The 16,835-nt window shown below is 62.4% G+C and carries 12 protein-coding genes; 8 read left to right on the top strand and 4 right to left on the bottom strand.

What is annotated here, in order from left to right:
* Nucleotides 1-3: 3 nt before the first annotated feature.
* Both ACSAMM_RS07545 and ACSAMM_RS07540 read left to right on the top strand, forming a co-directional pair.
* Complete coding sequence (locus tag ACSAMM_RS07545) at nucleotides 4-1,011, top strand: glycoside hydrolase family 130 protein (RefSeq protein WP_457790833.1); 1,008 nt, start codon at nucleotides 4-6, stop codon at nucleotides 1,009-1,011.
* A 16-nt stretch (nucleotides 1,012-1,027) separates the two neighbouring features.
* Nucleotides 1,028-5,308, top strand: a complete 4,281-nt coding sequence (locus ACSAMM_RS07540) for a DUF4874 domain-containing protein (RefSeq protein WP_457790832.1) — start codon at nucleotides 1,028-1,030, stop codon at nucleotides 5,306-5,308.
* Nucleotides 5,309-5,394: 86 nt separating this feature from the next.
* Here ACSAMM_RS07540 and ACSAMM_RS07535 read toward each other — a convergent pair whose 3' ends face one another.
* Together ACSAMM_RS07535 and ACSAMM_RS07530 are read right to left on the bottom strand one after the other, a co-directional pair.
* Nucleotides 5,395-6,384 carry a WYL domain-containing protein gene (locus ACSAMM_RS07535; RefSeq protein ID WP_457790831.1) on the bottom strand — a complete coding sequence of 330 codons (990 nt, stop codon included), beginning with the start codon at nucleotides 6,382-6,384 and terminating at the stop codon, nucleotides 5,395-5,397.
* Nucleotides 6,384-7,616: a WYL domain-containing protein gene (locus ACSAMM_RS07530; protein WP_457790829.1), complete on the bottom strand. Its 1,233-nt coding sequence runs from the start codon at nucleotides 7,614-7,616 to the stop codon at nucleotides 6,384-6,386. The genes ACSAMM_RS07535 and ACSAMM_RS07530 overlap by 1 nt, the downstream gene beginning before the upstream one ends.
* 310 nt (nucleotides 7,617-7,926) lie before the next feature.
* On the opposite strand from ACSAMM_RS07530, the gene ACSAMM_RS07525 reads away from it, so the two are divergent.
* The 3 genes from ACSAMM_RS07525 to ACSAMM_RS07515 are packed head-to-tail and all read left to right on the top strand — an operon-like array spanning nucleotide 7,927 to nucleotide 11,416.
* Nucleotides 7,927-9,390 carry a DUF2828 family protein gene (locus tag ACSAMM_RS07525; protein ID WP_178724305.1) on the top strand — a complete coding sequence of 488 codons (1,464 nt, stop codon included), beginning with the start codon at nucleotides 7,927-7,929 and terminating at the stop codon, nucleotides 9,388-9,390.
* A 26-nt stretch (nucleotides 9,391-9,416) separates the two neighbouring features.
* Nucleotides 9,417-10,619, top strand: coding sequence for an RtcB family protein (locus ACSAMM_RS07520; protein ID WP_457790827.1), 1,203 nt, complete (start codon nucleotides 9,417-9,419; stop codon nucleotides 10,617-10,619).
* An 11-nt stretch (nucleotides 10,620-10,630) separates the two neighbouring features.
* A complete protein-coding gene (locus ACSAMM_RS07515) occupies nucleotides 10,631-11,416 on the top strand; it encodes a nucleotidyltransferase domain-containing protein (RefSeq protein ID WP_457790825.1) in 786 nt (261 codons plus the stop codon).
* 43 nt (nucleotides 11,417-11,459) lie between these two features.
* Here ACSAMM_RS07515 and ACSAMM_RS07510 read toward each other — a convergent pair whose 3' ends face one another.
* A complete protein-coding gene (locus ACSAMM_RS07510; protein WP_457790823.1) occupies nucleotides 11,460-11,699 on the bottom strand; it encodes a hypothetical protein in 240 nt (79 codons plus the stop codon).
* 153 nt (nucleotides 11,700-11,852) lie between these two features.
* Between ACSAMM_RS07510 and ACSAMM_RS07505 the strand changes: the two genes are divergently transcribed.
* The 3 genes from ACSAMM_RS07505 (at nucleotide 11,853) to spoVAD (ending at nucleotide 14,911) form a co-directional block, all read left to right on the top strand.
* The gene (locus tag ACSAMM_RS07505) at nucleotides 11,853-13,364 is read left to right on the top strand and encodes an FAD-dependent oxidoreductase (protein ID WP_457790821.1); all 1,512 of its coding nucleotides are present in this window, start codon (nucleotides 11,853-11,855) and stop codon (nucleotides 13,362-13,364) included.
* A 78-nt stretch (nucleotides 13,365-13,442) separates the two neighbouring features.
* Complete coding sequence (spoVAC, locus tag ACSAMM_RS07500) at nucleotides 13,443-13,889, top strand: stage V sporulation protein AC (RefSeq protein ID WP_457790819.1); 447 nt, start codon at nucleotides 13,443-13,445, stop codon at nucleotides 13,887-13,889.
* 11 nt (nucleotides 13,890-13,900) lie between these two features.
* The gene (gene spoVAD / locus ACSAMM_RS07495; RefSeq protein ID WP_177770259.1) at nucleotides 13,901-14,911 is read left to right on the top strand and encodes a stage V sporulation protein AD; all 1,011 of its coding nucleotides are present in this window, start codon (nucleotides 13,901-13,903) and stop codon (nucleotides 14,909-14,911) included.
* A 41-nt stretch (nucleotides 14,912-14,952) separates the two neighbouring features.
* Here the strand turns inward: spoVAD and ACSAMM_RS07490 are convergent, their stop codons facing one another.
* Nucleotides 14,953-16,815 (bottom strand): family 20 glycosylhydrolase, encoded by a 1,863-nt coding sequence (locus ACSAMM_RS07490; protein ID WP_457790816.1) that lies wholly within the window; start codon nucleotides 16,813-16,815, stop codon nucleotides 14,953-14,955.
* Nucleotides 16,816-16,835 lie beyond the last annotated feature (20 nt).

Genomic DNA, 16,835 nt, shown 5'->3' with positions numbered 1-16,835 from the left:
AGTATGAAACTGCAACGGTATGCCGATAACCCCATTCTGTCCGCCAATCCGGACAACGATTGGGAATCCCTTTGCGTCTGCAATCCGGCGGTCTGGTATGAAGACGGGATGTTCACCATGCTGTACCGTGCGGCGGGCGGCGACGAAGCCCACCGCATCCATTTGGGACTGGCGACCAGCGCCGACGGCTTTCATTTTGAGCGCCAAGACAGCCGGCCGGTTCTGTCTCCCACGCCGGGGAACTACGACGGCGGCTGTGTGGAGGATCCCCGGGTGGTCAAGCTGAACGGCACGTTTTATGTCACCTACGCCTGCCGGCCCTATCCGCCCGGCCGGTATTGGGAGTTTCCCCCAACCAACCAGCCTCTTTGTCCCGGCGTCGAGACCTGGGGATTCGAGGACAACCTGACTTTTACCGCCCTGGCGGCCACCCGGGATTTCCGTGCCTTTCGGAAGATGGGCCGGATGACCCGGGCGGGCATGGATGACCGGGATGTGCTGCTTTTCCCGGAGAAGGTGGGGGGCCGCTATGTCCGCCTGTCCCGCGGCAAGGAGTGGGTGGGAGAGGCATACGGGTGCCGGTATCCGTCCATCTGGCTGGCGTATTCCGATCAGCTGCTGGAATGGCCGGACGCGGCGGGCTGCCGCCTGCTGGCGGAGGCGCGGGAACCCTGGGAGGAAAAGCTGGGCGCCTGCGCGCCGCCCATCCGCACCGACAAGGGCTGGTTTATGCTCTATCACGCGGTGGACGCGCAGGGGATTTACCGCGTGGGGGCCATGGTGCTGGATCTGGAGCATCCGGAACGGGTGCTGGGCCGCACCCGTACACCGATTCTCGAGCCGGAAGAATTCTATGAAACCGACGGGTATTACAACGGCTGCGTCTTTCCCACCGGCAACGTGGTGAAAGGGGGGATTCTCTATGTCTATTACGGCGGCGCCGATCGCTATTGCTGCGCCGCCACAGCGGATTTTGATTCATTGCTGGAGGCTGTGCTGAAAAACGAATAAAGAGGAGAATGCGGAAATGAAATGGAGTCGAATCTTCGCGGCGGGCACTCTTCTGGTTTCCACGCTGTTTTCCATCCCGGTTCTGCCGGCGGGGGCCGTATCGACGGCGCCTGCCCCTATACAGCTGACCATGCTGCAGGATTTCTCCACCTATTCCACCGGTCAGGAGCTGAACGCTCCCGGCAACATTCCGGTTTCGCCGCCGTCGGCGGCCGCCGGCGCCCGGGCGGTAGATACCTTGGGCGCGCCCGGCGCGGCCCGGGCGGTATCCCTTTACGCGCAGAATGTGGGCGGTTACGCCACGGCGACCGATTTGTTCTATGAGGTGTTCTATCCGCAGAACACCTCCCTGCAGTCGCTGGAGGGCGTGATGGCGTATATCCGCCTGCCCAAGGGAAAGCCCGGCGACCGGTACAGCCTGTTTCATTTCAATCTCTATACCATAAAAAACAACACGCCGGCCTGGACCAACGCGGGGAACGCGCCGGTGCAATACCTGGGGGTGCGCGACACCGCTTGGCACACGGTAACTGCCTTTGACGGCCATATCAAGCTGCCCTATGGGTTTGAGGGCTATGTGAAGCTGCGCTTCGCTGACTTGCCCGCTGGAACGCAGGCGGCGCTTTCCGGTGCGCAGGCCATTAGCTCTACCTTCCGTTTCCGGGAGATCGGCGGCGCGCGGGGCTCCGCCGTCGTAAACGCCTTATACGGCATCACGGCGGACAGCGCCGCCGTGACTGCCCGGCTCGGCGGAACGGGCCGCGACGTGTATTTGGCCACTGGCCGGCCCGACGACGGCTTCAACATCCTGCCTCTGGCGAACGCCGGCGTGGCGGGAGCCCGGCAGGACTTCAGCGGCTTCGACCCGGGCGATGATGTCAAGGCGAGCGGGCTGTTCACCTCCACCAAGAGCGACGTGACAGCCCTGGCCGTGCCGGACATCAGCGGGCTGGACGACGGTCCGGCACTGGAAATCCAATCCCCCACGCTGTCCGGTTTCCGGGACACGGATCCTCAGTATGAGGTGTTTTTCTCTCAGGACACCCGTATGGACGGCACGCAGGGGCTGCTGCTTTATATCAAGTGCGGCGGCCCTCATCCGCAGGACGCTACTTCTAAGGTGTTCTTCAGTCTCTATTCCACCCGGGAAAACGAGGCGAATTTCACCAATCTCGGCAGTGGGACGGCCCAGGTGCTGCCCAAGGGCGGCGACGCCTGGAGCGAGGTGACGGCCAGCGAGGGCATCCTGACCCTGCCGGCGGGCTTCGAAGGCTATATCCTGGCGCCGCTGACGGAAATGCGGCAGGACTCTGTCGCCGGGCGCACGGACAACCGCTATGCCATCAGCGTCAGTTTCCGTTTTCTGGCACTGGGTGGCGCGGCGGGGAGCACGACGCTGGACGGCCTCTATCTCCTCTCCGGGATGGGGAACGATCCCAGGCTGCTGACCCTGAACGGCTGCGATGTGCAGGATTTATCGACAGGCGGACGGATTTCCGATCCGCTAAAGCTGACCATGCTGCAGGATTTTTCCTCTTATGAGGAAGGCGACAATCTGCGCGGCGCGGATAAGGTGGTCATCAGCCCGGAATCGGCCGCATCCGCCACCGCGACAGGGGCCAGGGGCCTGACCGCGCCTGGCTCAGAGGGCGCGGTGGTGCTGAATTCCACTGAACTGGGCGGATTCGCCACGGCCAACAATTTGATTTATGAGGTGTTTTCACCCCCCGATACCCAGATGAACGGGCTGGAAGGGGTCATGCTCTATATCCGGCTTCCCAAGGGGCGGCCCGGCGATCGGTACAGCCTGTTTCACTTCACGCTGTTTAGCTATAAAAACGAAACCCCCGCCTGGACTAACGCGGGAAATGCGCCGGTGCAGATATTGGCCCGCCGGTCGGATCGATGGCAGACCGTCACGGCATCCGACGGCAATATCCGTCTGCCCTACGGGTTTGAGGGCTATGTCAAGCTGCGATTTGTGGATCTGCCCGCCGATAAGCGGGCGGCGCTGTCCGGCGCGCGGCTTATCAGCACCTCTCTGCAATTTCGGGAAATCGGCGGCGATCGCGGCCCGGCGGTACTGCACGCCATTTACGGCGTCCAGCGGGATGGGAACGCGGCAGTGGCCTCTCTGCCCGGCAGCGGGAATCTGTATCTGAACGGCGGCGCTTCGGTGCGCGGCGCCTCGGCGGACGCGGCCGACGCCATACAGGCGGAGCCTCTTCTGCACTTCGACGGCTTCGCGTCAGGGGACGATGTGCTCGCCAGCGGCATGGCCGCTTTTACCAAAAGCGACGTGTCCGCGGCGGCGGTACCCGGGATCAGCGGGCAGGACAACGGGCCGGCTTTGTCCATCCAGTCCTCTACCCTGTCCGGCTTTCGCGATACCGATCCGCATTACGAGGTGTTTTACCGGGATAACGCCCGCTTGGACGGGATGACAGCCCTGCTGCTCTACGTCCGCTGCCCTCAGCCCTATCCGGGCGAAGCGGTGAGCCGGATGAAATTCAATCTCTATTCCACCAGGGGCTCCCAGGCGAACTTTACCCACCTGGGGAATGGCACGGCCCGCATCCTGCCGAAGGGCGGGACGAACTGGACGGACAGCGTGGCCAGCGAGGGTATCCTGTCTCTGCCCGCCGGGTTTGAGGGCTATATTCTCGCCCCATTTGCCGAAATGCGGCAGGATTCCATCGCAGGCCAAACCGCCGGGCGGGTCGCCGTCAGCACGACCTTCCAGTTTTCCGCTCTGGGAGGGGAAGCGGGCGGATTCCTCGTCGATTCCATCTGTGGCGTCCGGGCTTTTGGCAGCGGCGGCACGCAGCTGACGCTCGGCGGCGCACGGACGTTGGATATGACCTCCGGCATCCCTTACGATCCGGTCTCCGGGACGGTGCAGCGGGAGTTCGCGCCGTTCTGCGGAGAGGAGGACGCCCTGCTGCTGAAAAATCCGCAGCGGGGGTTCCGGATGGAAACCTTCGTCAACGTGGCCAATCTGGCGCAGGACTATCAGGTGTTGCAGCCCGATCCAACCATTCGCCTCAAGGACTGCATCGCCCAGTATGTGCCGGAATCCCCACAGCTGGCCCAGGTGTATTTTTATCTGACTGGCTATAAAAACACGCCGGTCATCCCGGACTACGGCATCCAGCGGATTCAGGCGTATTTCGATTATGCTCGGCAGGTACATGTGCAGCTGCTGGTGCGTTTCGCTTATCAGGCGGATATGAACGGCGTCGGCGAGGCGCCGCAGTCGGTGATGCTTAGCCATATGCGGCAGCTTCGGACGCTGCTGGAGGCTAACCGGGATATCATCCACGTGGTTCAGGCGGGGTTCTTGGGTGCCTGGGGCGAGTGGCACAGCTACAAACAGCCCCACGACCAGGTGGAACTGCTGCGGGGCCTAGAGGCGATGACGCCGGCCGGTCTGGCGATTCAGGTGCGGATTCCGGATTACAAGAATTTGATCCCGAAGACCGATCCGCTGTACAGCCGGCTGTCCTTTCATAACGACAGCGTGTTCGGCGAAGCGGCGGGCGGCACCGGGGGCGTGGATCCCGGCACCGCTCAGTGGCAGCAGTTCACCCGGGAGTCCCCTTACCAGCCGGTGGATGGCGAGCTATTCTGGGGCAGCTGGTCCTTGGATCCGAACGAGGGAGGCTATCTGATCGACGGCTATAAGGTCCTCAAGGAGCTCAGCGAGCATCATTTTACCTCTCTGAGCCTGCATCACAATTATCGGGAGGACGGCCCCTCGAAAAGGTATTCCATGCAAATCTGGAAGGAGAACCCGGTGACCGAGAGTTGGCTGCGCGCCAACGGGATTCTGTACGCGCCCGGCTGGTTCCGCAACGACGGGGGACAGACGGCGCAGCGCCAGGTATTTGACTTTGTGCGGGACTATCTGGGATATAAGCTGGAGGCATCGTCCCTGACGGTGACCGGCGGACGAAATCCGGGCGGGACGATGCAGGTCGGGCTGCAGCTAGCCAACTACGGGTTTTCCGTCCCCTTTAATATGGAGAGCGGCTTTGCCATTCTCGACGAGGAAAATCGCGTGGTGTCCACGGTTTCCGCCGGCACCCCGTCTGGGTGGCACAGCCGCAATCCGGCCGACTACACCGACGCAGCCCGGCTGACGCATACCATCTCGGGGAGGGTTTCCCTGCCGAATGAGCACGGCCGTTACCGGTTGGCCTTCTACCTGAAAGACACAGCCGGCAATCCCGCACGGCTAGGAAGCCGGATGCCATTTGCAGGCGGGTATCATATATTGGAGGAGCTGAGTATCTAGGCGGTATAAAGGCATAAGCTGCAACGGCACATAGCAAGGCCGGATGGACGTGGTAATCCCACACCCATCCGGCCTTGTTTGCTATTTTAATCCTTACATTGCGGTTCTCCCGCCGAGAGGTAAGCCATCTGTTTGTCAATCCGCTCCCGCAGCTGCCGGACAAAACGCGCGGGTCCCAGGACGCGCACCACCGGGCCAAAGCCCAGCAGGCGAATCAACACCTCCGTCTCGTCGTCCTTCTGGTACCAGAGCTTGACGAGACAAGCGTTGGTGTCCGCGTCGTACTCGCTTTGTTTTTCAAAGGAGGAGAATTCCACCATAAACCGTTCGATTCCGTTGCGCTCGTCCGTGACCAGAATTTGTAGCGGCTCGGCGCACCGCCGGCTCCGCCGCCAGGCTTCCACATCCAAAGGGCCGGCATACCGCTCCGGAGACGGTTCGATCTGCGTGATGCGGTTCAGGTTCAGGCTGAAATACCCGCGCAGCCTGCCGTGCCGCACCTTGGCGGCAAACACGCGGAATTTATCGTCCTTGGCGGAATACTCCAGCTGCAGGGGGATATACTGGCCGTTGTTCGGGCGGCCCTTCGGCGGCGTATACGCGATCGACAACGCCGCCCGCTCCCGCATGGCGGCGAGAATGGCCTGGAACCGCCGGCGATAGTCCTCGTCGGCATAGGGATCGCCGTCCAGATACCGGTCAAAGCAGAGAAAATCCTCCTGGCGGTACAGCGGTTCTACGTCCGCCAGTTCTTTGGAAAGATGCTGAAACGAATCGTCGGAGAGAAAAAGGCGGATGCGCGCGTCGGCCAGCAGCGCCTTGAGCCAGGAGGCCTCCAGAAGCGTCAGCGGCAGGGTGGGCGATGTGCGCAGCCGGCTGTCATACCGTCCATCCCGCGCGGTCAGCAGGGGCCAGGCGCCCTCGTCAAGCAGCTTGGGAATCAGCTGGAGTGTGCTCTCGCCGTAGCCGCGCTGCGATACCAGCGCCTCGATCTGTCTGCGATCCAGGGGCGCGGCCCGCAACACGGCGGCCACCACCTCGTAGTAACAGCCATATACCTCGGAAAACAGCTCCATTAGCCCTCACCCCCGTACATCTCTGCCAGCCGCCGGATATCGTCATGAAACCGCTGGATCGCCTCCTGACCGTCGCCCTCGAGCGCGACGATCCGCCCGATAAAGGTTTTGACCCAGTTCATCATCTCTCCCGTGTCGGAAACCTGCGTGGTATAGCGCCAACGGCCCGGGGCGATCGGTTCCACGGTTCCGCCCCGCCCCTCCCGCCGCAGGCGCTGAAGAATATACGGCTCCCGTTCCTCGTCCACGGCCAGAATCATGGAAAACCGCTGCCGCCGGCTGCGGCCCGGAATGGCCGCTCCCCAGGATCCGGCGAGGAGCGGCTCGGCCAGCGTTTTGCAGGCCGCGTCCCCTTCCTCTCCCGGCAGAGGCGCCGCTTTCTTGATGTAATCCAGCCGAAAAGACGCGAAACGGCGCGCGTCCAGCCGCCGCGCCGCTAAATAGCGCCGCCCGGTCTGGACGCTGACCAGGATTTTGAGGGGGATCACCGTGCAGACGGTCTCCGCGCTGTTTCGGCCGCTGACGTTGGTAATTGTTAGCCGTTCGCCCCGCCGCATGGCCTGAAGGGCCGTGAGCAGAATCTGATCCTCAAGGGTATGGGCGATAAAATGATGCTTGAAGCGGAACGTGAGGTTTTCGCTTGGAAGGCGGCCCGCCAGGTACGCGCCGACGACGGCCAGCGGCGCGGTTTCTCCGAAAAAGGCCAGCAGTTCCGGCAGATTGGTTTGGTCGGGAAACAGGGTTTCCAGCGAACGGGACGCGCGTGTATAGCACAGCCTGCGGCCCTGCTTCTCCGTATGTAAAATTCCCAGCTGAGCATATTCCTTTAGCTTCCGGCGGACGGTGAGGGGCTCAAAAACCTGATCGTATGCCTCGAGCAGCTCGTCGGTGATCGCTTCCGCGTGCCGGGGCCGGCCGTCCGCCAGGAGATCGAGCAGAAAAAAGTGCAGGAGGATGTCGTTATCGGTGAAGCTTTTGGATTGCCAGGCCCGGTATAGGGGATTGCGGGACAGAGTCCCGGCGTCCAGGGATAAAAAGAGCGCTTTGCCGCCGGCGCGATATTCCCAGCGCAGGCTGTCGCCCAGCCAGCTTTCGATCCGCCGCCGCTCGTTGTCGTAGGTGCGGCCGCTTTTTCGGTCGAAATCCTCCCGGGTCTTAAAGCCGAAAATCAGAAAATCCCGCATATAATCGCGCACCAGATCAAAACGCTTGACAAGCTCGCTGTAGGCCATGTTCTCGCCTCCTCTGTCCTCAAGTTTACGACAAACCCATCTATCTCGCAACTTTTTTGATATGAAAAGTTTTCCAGAGGCGCGTATGATGGAAGCATGAAAGGCGCGCACAGCCATTCTCTTCGATAAGGACGCGGCCTGAGGGCATGACCCGCCGCGTGAAGGCCGGCCTGAAAACCGGCACGCGCCTTGAAAGGGTTGAAAGGCACAGACAGCCATTTTTAGGTGACGCAGCTGCCGACAGGCGAATGCGGCCGGGTCAGATCCGGCGACGTGCCTTGTTTTCCCCATTCGATAGGAGGAAATCGCCATGCTGGATGATTTGAAACAAGAAGCCAATACCACCCGGACGGAAAACGGCGCCGCGGCGTATACCACCACCATGAGCGATTGCCTGGATCTGTTTTCCACCATCGGCGCCCTGCGCGCCGCCCCCGCCGCTGAAATCGAGGGCCGGTTCACCCGCGCCTTTGCGGAAAACCCCGATCTGGCCATGAAAATTGCATTTTTCGCCCGCGATGTGCGGGGCGGCTTGGGGGAGCGCCGGGCCTTCCGGGTGATTCTGAAAACCCTTGCCGCGCTGTCTCCCGCCTCGGTGGTCAAAAATCTGGACGCGATCCCGGAGTGCGGCCGGTACGACGATTTGCTGACCCTGCTGGATACCCCCTGTCAGGACGCGATGCTGGCCTACATACGGACGATGCTGGCCCGCGACCGGGCCGCTTTGGAAACCGGGGAGGGCGAAGTGTCCCTGCTCGCCAAATGGCTGCCTTCGGTGAACGCCAGCCATCCCGGCACGGTGCGCAGCGCCAAACGGGTGGCGCGGGCGCTGGGCATGAACGACGCGCAGTACCGCAAAACCCTGTCCGCACTGCGGGCCCGCATCGCGATTCTGGAAAATTCCCTGCGTGAGCGGGCGTATACCTTCGACTATGCCAAGCAGCCCTCCAAGGCCATGTTCCGATACCGCAAGGCATTCCTGCGCAACGACGGCCCCCGCTATCGGGCGTATCTGGCCCAGGTGGCCGCCGGCAAAGCCGCGCTGCATACCAGCACGCTCTATCCTTACGAGCTGGTGGCCCCGCTGCTGGACGGCGTTCCCTCCGAGGGCGAGCGGCGCGCGTTGGACGCCGCTTGGAAGGCCCTGCCCGACTATACCGGCGGCGAGGACGCCCTGGTGGTGGTGGACGGCTCCGGCTCTATGTATTGGAGCGCCGCGCAGCCCCGGCCCGCTGCGGTGGCCCTGTCTCTGGGCCTCTATTTCGCCCAGCGCAACCAAGGGGCGTTCCGGGGGCACTTCGTCACCTTTTCCGGCCGGCCCCGGCTGATAGAGGTGAAGGGGCGGGATCTCTGTGAACAGGTGCGTTACTGCGCGGGGTTCAACGAATGCGCCAACACCAACGTGCAAGCGGTGTTTGATCTCCTCCTTCGCACCGCCGTCAAGCACCGCCTGGCGCAGAAGGAACTGCCCGCCGCGCTGTACTTCATTTCCGATATGGAATTCGATGCCTGCGCGGAAAACGCGGAGACGACCAACTTCCAGTACGCCCGCCAAGCCTTTGAGGCCAGAGGCTACCGCCTTCCCCGGGTGGTGTTCTGGAACGTGGCCAGCCGGCGGCTCCAGCAGCCTGTCACCAGCAACGAGCAGGGGGTGGCGCTGGTTTCCGGCTGCACGCCCCGTCTGTTCGAGATGGTGGCGGCAGGCCGCCTGTCTCCCTATGCCTATATGCTGGAGGCGCTGAGCGCGCCCCGCTACCGCGACATCGTCGCGTAACAATAGAAAACAAAGGAGAGAGAGCCATGCTGGAGATCACCGGCACCCACAACACCGCCAAGGTGTTTATCGATACGATTGACGAAACCGCGCGGGAACAGATCCGCACCATGTGCAGCCAGGACTATCTGGCGGATTCCCGCATCCGCATCATGCCCGATACCCATGCGGGCAAGGGCTGCACCATCGGCACCACCATGACTCTGCATGGCCGGGTGGCGCCCAATATGGTGGGGGTAGACATCGGCTGCGGCATGGAGGTCGCCGTTCTGGAGGAAAAGCAGCTGGATTTGGAGGCTCTCGATCGCTTGATTTACGCCGCCATTCCCGCCGGGATGGAGGTGCGCGGCCAGCCTCACCCCTATCTGGAGGAGATCGATCTCCGCGCGCTGCGCTGCTTCGGGGAAATCAACGAGCACCGCGCCCGTCACTCCATCGGCACGCTCGGCGGCGGCAACCACTTTATCGAGGTGGATCGGGATGATGAGGGTGTCCTGTATCTGGTCGTCCACTCGGGCAGCCGCCATCTGGGCACCGAGGTGGCGGAGTGGTACCAGCGGGAGGGCTATCGCGCCCTCTCCGGCGGCAGCCAGCGCCAGATCGAGGAGCTAATCGCCGCGCTGAAGTCGGCAGGGCGGTCCGAGGAGATCGAGGGCCGGATCCGGGAGATCAAAACCCGCCGGCCTGCCGGCGCGGTCGCGCCGGAGCTGGCCTATGTGGAGGGGGCGCTGTTTGACGACTATATCCACGATATGAAGCTGACCCAGCGCTTCGCCCTTCTCAACCGCAAGGCCATTGTGGATGAAATCGTCCGGGGCCTGGGCCTCACGGTGCGGGAAAGCTTTACCACCATTCATAACTACATCGATACCGACGCCATGATTCTGCGCAAGGGCGCGGTTTCCGCCTGCCGAGGCGAACGCCTGATCATCCCCATCAATATGCGGGACGGCAGCCTGATTGGCATCGGGAAGGGCAACGAGGACTGGAACTGCTCCGCCCCTCACGGCGCGGGCCGGCTGATGAGCCGCCACGCCGCGGCGGCCGCCTTTACGGTGGAGGAGTTTCAGCGCGCCATGGAGGGCGTTTACACCACCTCTGTCGGCCGCGCCACCCTGGACGAATGCCCCATGGCCTATAAAGGGATGGAGGCCATTGTCGACAACATCGGCCCCACCGCGTCCATTGAAAAAATCATCCGCCCCATCTACAATTTCAAGGCGGGATAAGGGGGAAAATCATGCGGGATCGCATTTTGCATCAGCTGCAGCAGCTGGAAAAAACAGAAGGCATCACCATTCTGCACGCCGTCGAATCGGGCAGCCGCGCTTGGGGCTTTCCCTCGCCCGACAGCGATTACGATGTGCGTTTCATCTACGTCCGGTCCTGTGAGGCCTACCTGAGGCTGGAAAAGCGCCGGGATGTGCTGGAGCTTCCCATCGACGAGGAGCTGGATATCAGCGGCTGGGATTTGGATAAGGCCCTGCGCCTGCTCCATGGATCCAACCCCACCCTCTTCGAATGGTGCCAGTCGCCCATCGTCTACAAAACCACCCCGCTGTTCCAGTCCTTCCTGCCCACGATACACGCCTATTTTGCCGATAAATCCGGCCTGTGGCATTATTTGAGCACCGCCGAGGGCAACTATCGGGAATATTTGAAAGGGGAGAGGGTGCGGGTCAAGAAGTATTTTTACGTCATCCGCCCCCTGCTGGCCTGCCGTTGGATTCTGGAGAACCATACGCCGCCGCCCATGCGCTTTACCGATCTGGCGGATACCCAGCTCGAGCCGGCGCTGCGTCCGGTCGTGCGGGAGCTGCTGCGGATAAAGATGGCCGCGCCGGAGGTGGAGGAGATGCCCCGGATCGACGCGCTCAATACCTTTATTGAAGACAATCTGCCCCGACTGCGCGCGCGGATCGAAGCGCTGCCGCGGGAAAATCCGCCGGACTGGGCGCCGCTCAACGCGTTGTTTCTGTCGGCAGTATACTCGGCTGGCAAACCAACCATCAAGGCCCGTTCATAAAAAGCACCCCGCGTTTCGCTCACAGGCTGAAACGCGGGGTGCTTTACTCTTTTATGGCGGCGTGCCGCTGCTCCAGACAGGCAAGCAGGGCGCTCAGCCCTTCTTCGGTCAAGGGGAATTCCTGCGGCTCGCCCGGTTCGGCCTTCTCGAAGCAGATATCCGTCGTCCATGTCCACAGGCGCAGCGTCTCTCCCTCCGGCGCGACGCGGAACCGCAGGCCGTCCTTGCTGCCGGTATAGACGTTGTCATTTGTAAAAAAATCGAGATGGGTGCATTCGAACATCACATTCAGGCCTTTCCGTTGGTTCTTTTCCTAAGTATAGCGAAAAAATGCGAAATGTGCAAGAAGGAATGAACGCTCCGCCCGTTGGACATACTAGAGCAAAATCGGCAATTGCCCATATCGCGGCAATCCGAATGGGAAGAAGGGGTGTCCATGGATTATCCGTCGATATGGCAGGAGTATAAAATGCCGCCGCTGCCGCCGGAGGCACTTCCAGAGCGGCTGGAGGGGAAAACCAGCGTGCTGATTATCGGCAGCGGCATGTGCGGCCTGCTGACCGCCTGCCGGCTGGTGGAAAAGGGCGTGACCGACATTTGTGTGGTGGACGCGGACGAGCTGTGCGCCGGCGCCACCTCGCATACCACCGCTAAAATTACCGCCCAGCACGAGCTGATTTACGACAAGCTGCTGCGGGGACTGGGCCGGGAGAAAGCTTGGCTGTACGCGCATATCCATCAGGATGCGGTGGAGGAATACGCCGCTTTGGCCGGCCGTCTCGGCGCCGACTGCGAATTCCATCGCTGTTCCTCCGTGCTGTATGCCGCCCACAGCGATAACCGGCGCAAGCTGGAGCAGGAGCGGGACGCCTGTCTGCGCCTGGGGCTTCCGGTCGTCATGGAAAAGCAGACAGAGCTGCCCTTCGCCGTGGCGGGCAGTCTGTGGCTGGCGGATCAAGCCTGCTTCCACCCGCTGAAATTTGTCGGCAGCCTGCTTGTCTGGCTGGCGGAGCAGGGGGTACGCTTTTATCCGCACGCCGAGGCCCTGCACCCTAAGGACGGCTGGCGGGACGGGCTGGTGCATACCAGCCGGGGAGAGGTGAAGGCCGATACCGTGGTGGTGACCACCCGGTTCCCCTTCATGGATAAGCCCGGGTTCTATTTCGCCCGAATCTGGCAGGAGCGCTCCTATGTGCTGGCCCTCAAAAACGTGCCCGCCATGGAGCATATGTACTTGGGTGTGGACGAGCCCGCCTACTCCTTCCGCCCCTGGAGCCAGGGGATTCTGCTGGGCGGCGGAAGCCACAAAGCGGGTCACGAGGGCAAGCGGCGGCATTTTGAAGAGCTGGAGGCGGCCAGCGGCGTCTGGTATCCCCATCGGGAGACGGCGGCCCAGTGGTCGGCCCAGGACTGCATGACCCACGACGGGGTGCCGTATATCGGCCGATACCGCCAGGCGGAAGGGAGTCTTTCCTCCCGGGTGTTCGTGGCCACCGGCTTCAACAAATGGGGGATGAGCGGCAGCATGGTGGCGGCCAACCTGCTCAGCGACGATATTCTGAGCCGGAGCAGCGACGCGGCGGAGGTCTTTTCCCCCTCCCGGTTCAATCCCGGGATGAAAGCCAAAAGCTTCCTGGTGGAGACCACCGATATGCTGGCCAATTTTATCGGCGGCTATGTGGAGCTGGCGGCCGACACCACCGGATCCCTACCGCCCGGTGAGGGCCGTATCCTCACCGTGGACGGCAAACGGGTCGGCGCGTATAAGGACACCGACGGGACGGTGTACACGGTCAATCCCATCTGCAGCCATATGGGCTGCGTGCTGGAATGGAACCGGGACGAGAATTCCTGGGATTGCCCCTGTCACGGCTCCCGGTACGACTACACCGGCCGGCTGCTCAGCGGCCCGGCCATTCAGCCGCTGGAAACCAACGCGGCCGAATAGCGGTTTTCCAAAGCCGGCTGCATGGCACGCGGCTTTGCGGATATACTATGGTAGAAAATACAGAGAGGGGAATGCATCTTGGAGGTAACGGGACAGGAATACCGGCAGATGAACAAAAAGGTGGCGCCCAAGTCACCGGTTTTTACCAACTGCCTGAAAGCGTTTTTGATCGGCGGAGGCATCTGCACCCTGGCAGAGGTCATCGTGCAGCTGCTGCAGACCTATGCGGGCATGGAGCAGAAGGAGGCCCGGCTCGTCGGCTCCATCGCGCTGATCTTCCTGAGCATCCTGCTGACCGGCCTGAACGTCTACGATAACATCGCCAAACATGCGGGCGCGGGCACGCTGGTGCCCATCACCGGCTTTGCCAACGCCGTCGCGGCCCCGGCCATCGAATTCAAAACGGAGGGCCTCGTCCTGGGCCTGGCGGCCAAGATGTTCACCATCGCCGGGCCGGTGCTGGTGTACGGCATCACCACGTCCATCGCGTATGGACTGATCCTGTATATTTTGTCGTTGTTTTAGGAGGGACCGTCATGCCGGAAAGAAAAGGCCAGTTCACCGTTACCCTGTCCAGCCGCCCCACCATCCTGGGCTATGCTTCCGTGGTGGGGAAAAAGGAGGGCGAGGGGCCGCTGGGCCGCTATTTTGACTATATTTTTGAGGACACGACTCTGGGGGAGAAGACCTGGGAGAAGGCGGAGAGCGCCCTGCAGCGGGAGGCGTTCACCCGCGCCCTCGACAAGGCGGGGATGTCCCCCTCCCAGGTCAACTACCTCTTCGCGGGCGATCTGCTGAACCAGAACGTCGCCTCCACCTTCGGGCTGCGGGAATACAATGTCCCGCTGTTCGGCCAGTTCGGGGCCTGCTCCACCATGGCGCAGACGCTCGGCATGTCGGCCATCTTTGTGGACAGCGGGGCGGCGGATGTCTGCTGCGCCGTGACCTCCTCCCACTTCTGTTCGGCAGAGCGGCAGTTCCGCTTCCCACTGGAATATGGCGGGCAACGCCCGCCTACATCCCAGTGGACGGCCACGGCCTCCGGCGCCGCGGTGGTGGGCATGGGCGGCAGCGGCGTGCACATCGCGGCGGTCTGCGGCGGAAGGGTGACCGACTTCGGCATCACCGACGCCAACAACATGGGCGCGGCCATGGCGCCGGCGGCGGCGGACACCATCTTCAATTTCCTGCAGGACACGTCCACCTCCCCCGACGACTACGATCTCATTGTCACCGGCGACCTGTCCAGCGTGGGAGGCGAGCTGCTGTGCGAGCTGCTCAGCCGCAAAGGCGTCAATCTTGGTAAGAATTACACCGACTGCGGGCTGCTGATTTATGACCGCAACAAGCAGGACGTTCACGCCGGCGGTTCGGGCTGCGGCTGTTCGGCGGCGGTGCTCAATTCGTATATTCTCAGCAAAATGGAGCGCAAGGAGCTGAACAGCGTGCTGTTCATCGGCACCGGCGCCCTGATGTCTCCCACCTCCTCCCAGCAGGGAGAGAGCATCCCGGGCATTGCCCATCTGGTGCATCTGGTCACGGCATAAAAAGCGGCCGGCGTACAAAGGTACGCCGGCCGTGCGTGGTTTTAGAGCAGACCCGCGGTGGCGATCCGCGTCCAGATGTTGCAGCTGATGGGATCCGGACTGCCGTCCTCCGTCCGGCAGTCGAAATAAAGACGCTCCTCCTCCAGCTCCTCCAGACGGGGCAGGGACCCCTCGGCGTAGGCGGCCACCCGGGCGGCGGCGGTTTTGCACCGCTGGATCATCCCGCCGACGCGGATGTCCTGCACCTCGAAGCCGAAGGGCTTGTTTTCCCGCATCCACTGCGTCTCGAGCGCCCTGCGGAAGTCTTCGGCGGCGGCCGTCACGGCGGGCAGGGTTTCCCGGGCCAGCCGGGCCAAGGCCGCCTTGTCTCCCGCGTCGTAAGCGGCCTTGAGCTGCAGCCCGATTTCACTCTTCAGGGACAGCACCCGGCATAAAGCGGCCAGCGTGTCGAACAGATAAGCGTAGGCTCCGGCCGCCGCGCCGGCTGCGGCCAGCCGCTCGGCAGTCTCGGCATAATAGGCGTTGTAGCCCGGCTGGACATGCTTGTCGAACAACCCGCAGAGCACATCCTGAAACAGCAGGTATTTACAGGCGTTCAGCCCCATGGCGCGGGAATCGGTGAGCGGGACGTTGGGAGCCTCCAGCAGGCGGAACGCCTCTAGAGCCGCGCCGGTACAGGTTTTCAGCCGCTTGGCCAGCTGTTCGTCGGTCACTTCTCCATGGAAGTTGACCTCTGCGAAAAGCTGCAGCACCGGAAGAATGGCGAACAGGCTGGTTTCCCCGCCGTTGTCTCCCCAGGCGGTGGCAAAAACCTGCCCAATGCCGTTGTCTGCACAGGCGGATAGCGCCATGCGGGACACCCGCAGGCTGTGTTCCAGGCTGGGGGCGTAGCCCGTCCATTTCCACGCGCCGCCCGCAAATAGAACCGGGTTGGGGAACCGGAGATGCTTCTTGCAGTTGGCGTCGTACACCTCCTGGCTGGTGGCGTAGTAATCCCAATAGACCAGCTCCACCCCTTCGGGCACCAGCTGGAGCTTCTCGGGCGGAATGGCCTCCTCGGTGTTGTAGCCGCCGCCTACCAGATGAAAGAACATATCGCTCCACATCATCGGGGTGAAGCCGTTCTCCCGGCAGATGGCGCATACCTTGTCCAGATGGCGGCACATCAGGGAGAAGCTGTCCGCCGGGCCGTGTATGTCCCGGTACCGGCCCCGGCCCAGATGGGCGGCCTCGTCCATGCCGATATGGATGCGCCTGCTGCGGAAGAGCCGCCGGCAGGCGCCGATCATGTCGGCGATTAACGCATAGGTGCGCTCATCGTCGGCCAGCAGAATGTCGTCAATGTCCCGGATGTCCCGATACGCGTCCCACTGCAGGGCCGATTGGAGATGGGCCAGCGTCTGGATGCACGGAACCAGCTCGATCCCGAAGCTGCTGGCATACTCGTCCAGCTCCCGCAGCTCCGTTTCCGTATACCGTCCCCGCATATAGCCGAAATAGGGCTGCCCTTCCACCGTATAGGTGTCCTCGGTGTACAGCATCAGGGTGTTGTGCCCCATCAAGGCCAGCTGCCGGATCAGCGTCTTGAGCGTCGGCAGGGAGGCCACTGCGTTGCGGGAGCAGTCCAGCATCAGGCCGTTGGTGGAAAAGCGGGGCGTTTCCAGCAGGGTGAAGCGGTCGAGATGGCTGTTTTCCACGGCCAAGCCGACACCCCGGTATAGAAAAGCCGGCTCCGAATACCGGATACAGATCCGGTTGCCCGCCTTTTTCACCTCCACCCCGTGTAAATCCTCGATATGCGCGGTGTATACCTCTACGCCGCCTTTGGCGTAGTGGATGCCGAGAGCGTCGTAGATTTCTTGCAGGGGGCGGCTGCCCGCCATGGTGCTGCTGGCGACATGCATAATGGATTCTCCCTTTCGTG

This window comes from Anaeromassilibacillus sp. SJQ-5 (assembly GCF_054108045.1).
The sequence above is the reverse complement of the archived record's forward strand: the minus strand, read 5'-3'. Positions and strand labels throughout refer to the sequence as shown.

Bases quoted from the DNA above. Each gene is read 5' to 3' on its own strand.
- ACSAMM_RS07545 (WP_457790833.1), top strand. From the start codon at position 4: ATGAAACTGCAACGGTATGCCGATAACCCCATTCTGTCCGCCAATCCG.
- ACSAMM_RS07540 (WP_457790832.1), top strand. From the start codon at position 1,028: ATGAAATGGAGTCGAATCTTCGCGGCGGGCACTCTTCTGGTTTCCACG.
- ACSAMM_RS07535 (WP_457790831.1), bottom strand. From the start codon at position 6,384: ATGGAGCTGTTTTCCGAGGTATATGGCTGTTACTACGAGGTGGTGGCC.
- ACSAMM_RS07530 (WP_457790829.1), bottom strand. From the start codon at position 7,616: ATGGCCTACAGCGAGCTTGTCAAGCGTTTTGATCTGGTGCGCGATTAT.
- ACSAMM_RS07525 (WP_178724305.1), top strand. From the start codon at position 7,927: ATGCTGGATGATTTGAAACAAGAAGCCAATACCACCCGGACGGAAAAC.
- ACSAMM_RS07520 (WP_457790827.1), top strand. From the start codon at position 9,417: ATGCTGGAGATCACCGGCACCCACAACACCGCCAAGGTGTTTATCGAT.
- ACSAMM_RS07515 (WP_457790825.1), top strand. From the start codon at position 10,631: ATGCGGGATCGCATTTTGCATCAGCTGCAGCAGCTGGAAAAAACAGAA.
- ACSAMM_RS07510 (WP_457790823.1), bottom strand. From the start codon at position 11,699: ATGTTCGAATGCACCCATCTCGATTTTTTTACAAATGACAACGTCTAT.
- ACSAMM_RS07505 (WP_457790821.1), top strand. From the start codon at position 11,853: ATGGATTATCCGTCGATATGGCAGGAGTATAAAATGCCGCCGCTGCCG.
- spoVAD (WP_177770259.1), top strand. From the start codon at position 13,901: ATGCCGGAAAGAAAAGGCCAGTTCACCGTTACCCTGTCCAGCCGCCCC.
- ACSAMM_RS07490 (WP_457790816.1), bottom strand. From the start codon at position 16,815: ATGCATGTCGCCAGCAGCACCATGGCGGGCAGCCGCCCCCTGCAAGAA.